Genomic DNA, 6,000 nt, shown 5'->3' with positions numbered 1-6,000 from the left:
CCGGTCAATGCAGGGGTTGGTGTGGGTTATTGCGGGTTTCTGCCATGCCCTAACAGGGGTATGCCCCTACCGGGCGCCGAGGGCACGAGGCCGTCGACGCCGGTTCAGGGGCTCCCTGCACCTGGGCAATAAAAATGGACTAGACCAACTCGCCCGTCAAGGGGTCCTGTTGGGCCTTGAGACCCGCTTAAGGTTCCACCCCCGCACCGAGCTGCGCCGTCAGTACCGGATCGCGTTGGCGACCTCGGCCTTGACCGTGCCGGAGAGCTCCCGGTTGCTGCGCGCGGCGGCCTGCACGCTCTGTCCCGCCGCCAGGTCCGGGACGGTCACCGCCGTGGCGTCGACCACCTTGCCGGACTCGTCGGTGAAGTTCACCTGGATCACGTACCGGTAGGTCTGCTGGCCGTGGTTGGTGACGGTCAGCTGCACCTGCTCCTTGTTGTCGGTGCCGGTGGTCACCGCGCCGACGGTCACGTCGCCCTTGGCGTCCAGTCCGCCCTTGATCCCCGCGACGGCCGAGGACGCCGACGACACCGCCTCCGAGGCCCGTGCCTCCGCCGAGGCCAGTGCCGAACCCGCGCCGCCGGCCACCGAGGCCAGCGCCGAACCCGCCCCACCGGCCGCCGAGGCCAGCGCCGAGGCGGCGGAGGCAGCCGCGCTCGCGCCCTTCGCCACCGCGGACGCCGCCTGGGAGGCCACGCTGCTCGCGCTCTGGCCGGAGGAGCAGCCCGCCAGCGCACCGATCCCGACCAGCGCCGCGGTCAACACCCCGGCCACCGCGTGGCGTCGGCGGCGCAGCGGTGACGCGTCCAGGTCCTGCGCGGTGACTCTCGGACCGGGGGGAGTCCCCCGGGTGAGCGGCTGGCGGTCCATGCGGTCCCTCGTTTCCGGTCGGCCGGTTCCGGTCGGCGCCGGGCTGTCCGGCACGCCTCCCGCCCACCCTCCGAGGGCCCGGGGACAGCCGCCAGCAGGGCTGCTGCCTCCGGGTGACCGCGTCCGCCCCACCGCTCCCCGCGCCCGGACCGGGTCAGGACAGCCCGGAACCCTCCTGCTCGTCCGCCTCCACGGCGGCCCGCTCCTCGCGCAGCCGCACCACGTGCCGGCGCCGCGCGACCACCGCGTACGCCCCGGCCGCGCTCGCCACGAAGGACAGCGCACCGATCCAGGAGCGGTCGAAGGCGTGGCCGGTCAGGTGGTCCATCGAGTACCGTCCGGCACCGGCCAGACCGATCGCCAGGCCGGTGGCCCCGAGGAAGGCCGGGTACTCGTAGCCGCCGCCCATCGCGAAGAAGCCGGCCGGGGCGTGCACCGCCACGGCCGTCGCCATCGTCCCGGCCACCACCGCGCCGGCCGCCGGCGTGGCCAGCCCCACCACCAGCAGCGCGCCGCCGCCCGCCTCGCCGAGGCCGGCCGCCATCGCGCTCTCCCGGGCCGGGTGGAAGCCCATGTGGTCCATGGCCTGGGTGGTGCCCTCCAGGCCGCCGCCACCGAACCAGCCGAACAGCTTCTGGGTGCCGTGCGCGATCAGCACCCCGCCGACCGCGCTGCGCAGGGCCAGCAGGCCCAGGTCCTTACGGTTCAGGCACATGTCGCTTCCTCGTTTCCGCGGCGGAGCGGTCCCTGCCGTTGGTCGTGCCGGTGGGGCCGCCCGGGTGGCAGTCCTGCCTCCATAGCAACCGAGACCGTCCACGCGTTCGAGTCCGGTGCCGCCATCCGGGCGAATTCACCGTCGACCGGGAATGAAACGCCGATGGAAGCGGAGGCCCGGACCGGGGAGGCCCACGCCACTCCCGACCGCGGGGCGTGGCGGCCCGGCCGCCCGGGGCGCCGCGGTCATGCTGGGCGCATGTTCGTCTTCAACCTGAGCAGCGCGTTCATCACCTTCTTCGCCGTGGTCGGACCGCCGAAGACCCTGCTGTCCTTCGCCCGGCTGGCCACCACCCGCAGCACCCGGGACCTGCGGCGGCTGGCGGCGTGGAGCACGGTCATCTCGGCGGTGATCGGCCTGGTGCTCGGGTTCACGGCGGACGAGGTCAGCACCCTCTTCCACATCAGCGACCAGTCGCTGCAGCTCGCGGGCGGGCTGATCTTCTTCGTCTACGCCGTCGCGCTGGTCTTCGGCGTCCACCTCGGCGGCGACAGCGAGCGCGACGACCACCTGTCGAACCCGCTGGTGGACGGCATCCGAGAGCTGCTGCTGCCGTACATCGCCAGCCCGCTCGCGGTGACCGCGGTCCTGGTCGCCTCCCTCAACCAGGACAACTGGGCCTGGAAGTCCGCGGTCGCCGGGGCGTACGTGGCCGTCACGGTGATCAACTACCTCTGCGTGGCCCTGCTGGCGCCGCTGCTGCAGCGCTCCCACCGGACCTCCCTGGAGGTGCTGTCCCGGCTGCTCGGGCTGCTGCTGGCGGCGGTCGGCGTGGAACTGTTCCTGGAGGGCCTGTCCGGGCTCGGGGCGCACCTGCCCGAGGCGCACTGAGCCCGGCCCCGCCGCCGGACGCGTCGAGGCCGGACCGCGCCCGAACCGCACCCGGCCCGCGTCAGGCCCGCGTCAGCGTCGCCAGTACCTCGGCGATCCGCCGGCGCACCAGCGGATCGGCGACCAGCCCGTCCGGGCCGACCGCCCCGCGCTCCAGCGGGATCCGGACGCAGGCCTCGTCCACCACGGCCGCGCCGGTGTAGCCGAGGACGGTGCGCAGGGTGGCCTCGGCGCCCCCGCCGCGGCCCGGCCCGGCGGCATTGATCCAGGCGGTGGGCTTGTCCGAGACCTCCACCCCGCCGACCGTCCAGTCCAGCAGGTTCTTGAACGAGCCCGGCAGCGTCCCGGCGTACTCGGGCGTGCAGACCAGCAGCGCGTCGGCCGCCCCGATCGCCGCCCGCAGCGCGGCCACCGGCTCCGGCAGCGGGTCGGTGTCGTGGTCCGGGTTGAAGTGCGGGAGGCCGGCCAGCCCGGTGTAGTACGTGGTCCGCAGGCCCGGGGTGGCGGCGGCCACCGCGGCGGCGGTGCGCAGCACGGTCTCGTTGGTGGAGCCGGCCCGCAGGCTCCCCGGCAGCAACAGGATGTGGCGCTCGTTCGACATGCGCCGGAACCTACTCCTTGACGTCCGCGTCAAGGCCAGCGGCCGGCGGCCGGCGCCCGGGGTCGTCGCCGGCGCCCCGGTCAGCGTGCCCGGTCAGTGTGCCCGGTCAGCGCGGCGCCAGCGGCCGCCACGGCACCGGGCTGGAGAGGATCATCGAGCTGGACGGCTGGCCGTAGGCGCCGAGCCGGTCGCACAGCGCCTCGAACTCGGCCATCGTCGGCACCGCGACCAGCAGCACGCAGCAGGCCCCGCCGGTGACCCGGTGCAGCTGCAGCACCTCCGGCCAGGTCGCCACGTCGGGGTCGCGGAGCAGGCAGCGCGGGCCGTAGCACTGGATCTGCACCAGCGCCGTGATCGGCAGTCCGGCCCGGGTCGGGTCCACGTGCGCGTGGTAGCCGCTGATGACGCCCTCGGCCTCCAGCCGGCGGACCCGTTCGGCGACCGCGGGTGCGGACAGGCTCACCCGGCGGGAGAGTTCGTTGTACGAGAGCCGGGCGTCGGCCTGCAGCTCGGCCAGCAGGCGGCGGTCGACGGCGTCCATGGCGGCTCCCCGGGTGGTCGGGATCAAGTGATTTTCATTCGTAAAGCGAATGGGCCGAACGCCTTGCGATCAACAGCTCCGATGGCGGTTGCGGTGTCCGTCGACCATTCAAGCGGGGGCCACCGTCGCCGCACAATGGGCACCCGGTGGAACCGGGCAGTCCGTCTGGTTCACCGGACCGGGCGATACGGCCCGGACGGATCAGGAGGGATCGGGATGGGGCACGACACGGTGGAGACACCCAACCTGTCGTTCGGTCGGGGCGGGGCGCCGGTTCGGAGCACCCCGTACGCCCGGTACGCGCGACTGGACGAGCTGCACAGCCTGCAGCACCCGCTCGGCAAGGAGCCCGCCGAGCTGTCGTTCATCGTCACCACCCAGGTGATGGAGCTGCTCTTCGACCTGGTGCGGCACGAGTGGGACATCGCCCGGCGGGCGCTGCGCGAGGACGACCTGCCCGCCGCGCTCGCCGCGCTGCGCCGGGGCACACACGCCCAGGACGTACTGGTGGAGTCCTGGGGCCTGCTGGCCACCATGACGCCGCAGGAGTTCAACTCCTTCCGCTCGCTGTTCGGCGAGGCCTCCGGCTTCCAGTCCGCGGCCTTCCTGCACCTGGAGTTCCTGCTCGGCAACAAGAACGCCGCGCTGCTGAAGATGTACGACGGCATGCCGGGCACCCAGGACGGGCTGGTGGAGGCGCTGCGCTCCCCGAGCCTCTACGACGAGGCGTTGGCGCTGCTGGCCAGGCGCGGCCTGGAACTGGACGCGCAGCCCTCCGAGCAGCGCTACCGCCCGTCCGAGGAGGTCGCCTCCGCCTGGCGCCGGGTGTACTCCGAGCCGGAGTTCGCCGCGCTGCAGCCGCTCGGCGAGGCCCTGCTGGACGTCGCCGAGCGGGTCACCCGCTGGCGCCAGCGGCACCTCTCGGCGGTCAAGCGGACCATGGGCGGCAAGCCCGGCTCGGGCGGCTCCAGCGGGCTGACCTGGCTGCGCAAGTCGGCCGAGCAGGACGTGTTCCCCGAGCTGTGGACGATCCGGGACGAGCTGTGAGCAGAGGCGACGAAGGAGAGATGGGCATGACCACGCGCGAGGAGTGCGCGGCGCTGGACGCCGTCGACCCGCTGGCGGCGTTCCGCAAGGAGTTCGCCCTGCCGGACGGGGTGATCTACCTGGACGGCAACTCGCTGGGCGCGCTGCCGGTGCGCACGCCCGAGCGGGTGCGCCGGGTGGTCGAGGAGGAGTGGGGCCGGGAGCTGATCCGCAGCTGGAACGACGCCGGCTGGTTCGAGCAGCCGTACCGGCTGGGGCGGCGGATCGCGCCGCTGATCGGGGCCGATCCGGCGGAGGTGGTCGTCTGCGACACCACCTCGGTGAACCTCTTCAAGGTGCTCTCGGCCGCGCTGAGGCTGCGCCCGGGGCGGCGCACGGTGCTCGGCGACGCCGAGGCCTTCCCGACCGACCTGTACATCGCCGAGGGCGTGACCGGCCTGGTCGAGGGCGCCCGCAGCGCGCTGGTCCGGCCCGAGGAGCTGGACCTGCACCTGGACGGCGACGTCGCCGCGGTCGTCCTCTCGCACGTGGACTACCGCACCGGCGAGCTGCTGGACATGCCCGGGATCACCGCCCGGGTGCAGGCCGCGGGCGCGCTGATGATCTGGGACGTGTGCCACGCGGTGGGCGCGCTGCCGGTCGAACTCGGCGCCGCCGGCGCTGACTTCGCAGTCGGCTGCACCTACAAGTACCTGAACGGCGGCCCCGGTTCGCCGGCCTTCCTGTACGTGGCCGAGCGCCACCTGGCGGCCGGTCCGCTGCAGCCGCTGAGCGGCTGGTTCGGGCACGCCCGCCCGTTCGCCTTCGAGCCCGGGTACGACCCCAAGCAGGGCATCGGCCGCTTCCTGACCAGTTCGCCCTCACTGCTCGGCCAGGCCGCCCTCGAAGCCTCGCTGGACGTCTGGGAGCGGGCCGACCTCGCCGCGGTGCGGGCGAAGAGCCTGGCGCTGACCGATCTGTTCATCTCGCTGACCGAGGGCCTGGACGGGATCGAGGTGGTGACCCCGCGCGAGCACGCCCGGCGCGGCAGCCAGGTCGCCCTGCGGCACGCGGACGGCTACCCGGTGGTGCAGGCGCTGATCGAGCGCGGGGTGATCGGCGACTTCCGCGCGCCGGACCTGATGCGCTTCGGCTTCACCCCGCTGTACCTGTCGTACACCGAGGTCTGGGACGCCGCCCGGCAGCTGGCCGAGGTGATGGAGAGCGGCGAGTGGCGGGCGGAGCGCTTCTCCCGCCGGGGCGAGGTGACCTGAGCCCGGAGGCGGTCCTGACGGTGAGGCGGGACGGGTGGGCGGCCCGCTCCGACGACGCCTCCTGCGTCACGGGCGCCGA

Annotated in this window: 7 protein-coding genes; 3 read left to right on the top strand and 4 right to left on the bottom strand. The window is 73.7% G+C overall.

Going from position 1 to position 6,000, the window contains the following annotated elements; translation table 11 throughout:
* Positions 1-219 precede the first annotated feature (219 nt).
* Complete coding sequence (locus ACFV0O_RS30310; RefSeq protein ID WP_380346866.1) at positions 220-873, bottom strand: FxLYD domain-containing protein; 654 nt, start codon at positions 871-873, stop codon at positions 220-222.
* Positions 874-1,027: 154 nt separating this feature from the next.
* A complete protein-coding gene (locus tag ACFV0O_RS30305; protein ID WP_380346864.1) occupies positions 1,028-1,588 on the bottom strand; it encodes a DoxX family protein in 561 nt (186 codons plus the stop codon).
* Between the two features lie 258 nt (positions 1,589-1,846).
* Here ACFV0O_RS30305 and ACFV0O_RS30300 point away from each other — a divergent pair, with 258 nt between their 5' ends.
* Complete coding sequence (locus tag ACFV0O_RS30300; RefSeq protein ID WP_380346862.1) at positions 1,847-2,479, top strand: MarC family protein; 633 nt, start codon at positions 1,847-1,849, stop codon at positions 2,477-2,479.
* Between the two features lie 61 nt (positions 2,480-2,540).
* Here ACFV0O_RS30300 and ACFV0O_RS30295 read toward each other — a convergent pair whose 3' ends face one another.
* The gene (locus ACFV0O_RS30295) at positions 2,541-3,080 is read right to left on the bottom strand and encodes an NADPH-dependent FMN reductase (protein ID WP_380346860.1); all 540 of its coding nucleotides are present in this window, start codon (positions 3,078-3,080) and stop codon (positions 2,541-2,543) included.
* 106 nt (positions 3,081-3,186) lie between these two features.
* Entirely contained in the window at positions 3,187-3,621 is a 435-nt protein-coding gene (locus tag ACFV0O_RS30290) for an Lrp/AsnC family transcriptional regulator (protein WP_360249464.1), read from the bottom strand.
* Positions 3,622-3,837: 216 nt separating this feature from the next.
* On the opposite strand from ACFV0O_RS30290, the gene ACFV0O_RS30285 reads away from it, so the two are divergent.
* Entirely contained in the window at positions 3,838-4,668 is an 831-nt protein-coding gene (locus ACFV0O_RS30285; protein ID WP_380346859.1) for a tryptophan 2,3-dioxygenase, read from the top strand.
* A 26-nt stretch (positions 4,669-4,694) separates the two neighbouring features.
* Positions 4,695-5,921, top strand: coding sequence for a kynureninase (gene kynU, locus ACFV0O_RS30280; RefSeq protein WP_380346857.1), 1,227 nt, complete (start codon positions 4,695-4,697; stop codon positions 5,919-5,921).
* The last annotated feature ends 79 nt before the right edge of the window (positions 5,922-6,000 follow it).

The organism is Kitasatospora sp. NPDC059577 (assembly GCF_042735475.1).
GTDB lineage: Bacteria > Actinomycetota > Actinomycetes > Streptomycetales > Streptomycetaceae > Kitasatospora.
The sequence above is the reverse complement of the archived record's forward strand: the minus strand, read 5'-3'. Positions and strand labels throughout refer to the sequence as shown.

What these genes read in the sequence shown, in the direction of transcription:
- ACFV0O_RS30310 (WP_380346866.1), bottom strand. Translation starts at nt 873, where the DNA reads ATGGACCGCCAGCCGCTCACCCGGGGGACTCCCCCCGGTCCGAGAGTC.
- ACFV0O_RS30305 (WP_380346864.1), bottom strand. Translation starts at nt 1,588, where the DNA reads ATGTGCCTGAACCGTAAGGACCTGGGCCTGCTGGCCCTGCGCAGCGCG.
- ACFV0O_RS30300 (WP_380346862.1), top strand. Translation starts at nt 1,847, where the DNA reads ATGTTCGTCTTCAACCTGAGCAGCGCGTTCATCACCTTCTTCGCCGTG.
- ACFV0O_RS30295 (WP_380346860.1), bottom strand. Translation starts at nt 3,080, where the DNA reads ATGTCGAACGAGCGCCACATCCTGTTGCTGCCGGGGAGCCTGCGGGCC.
- ACFV0O_RS30290 (WP_360249464.1), bottom strand. Translation starts at nt 3,621, where the DNA reads ATGGACGCCGTCGACCGCCGCCTGCTGGCCGAGCTGCAGGCCGACGCC.
- ACFV0O_RS30285 (WP_380346859.1), top strand. Translation starts at nt 3,838, where the DNA reads ATGGGGCACGACACGGTGGAGACACCCAACCTGTCGTTCGGTCGGGGC.
- kynU (WP_380346857.1), top strand. Translation starts at nt 4,695, where the DNA reads ATGACCACGCGCGAGGAGTGCGCGGCGCTGGACGCCGTCGACCCGCTG.